At 58.2% G+C, this 285-nt stretch carries 1 protein-coding gene; it reads left to right on the top strand.

Annotated elements, in window-relative coordinates; all coding sequences use genetic code 11:
* Positions 1 to 285 (top strand): oxidoreductase (locus tag B2W52_RS02145; RefSeq protein WP_476738511.1); only part of this gene is annotated, 285 nt, incomplete at both ends.

The following is a 285-nucleotide window of genomic DNA, read 5'->3' as shown; positions in this document are numbered from 1 at the left end:
ACGCTGATCACGTTCCCACGGACATGATGGTTGAGTATTACGCTCAGCGTGCGTCTGCCGGCCTGATCATCGCCGAGGCGACCATGGCCATCGAAGGCAATTCAGCCTTCTGGCGCGAGCCTGGCATCTATTCCGAGGCGCAAGTTGAAGGCTGGAAGAAAGTCAGTGATGCGGTACACGCTAAAGGTGGCAAGATTTATCTGCAGATCTGGCACGGCGGCCGCGCCTGTCACCCGGTGTTAAACAACGGGAAGGATCCGGTAGCGCCCAGCGCCATTGCCATCA

This window comes from Marinobacter sp. UBA2498 (assembly GCF_002341575.1).
Taxonomy (GTDB): Bacteria; Pseudomonadota; Gammaproteobacteria; order Pseudomonadales; family Oleiphilaceae; genus Marinobacter; species Marinobacter manganoxydans.
Note: the sequence above shows the minus strand (reverse complement) of the source record. Positions and strands in the feature narration are given on the sequence as shown.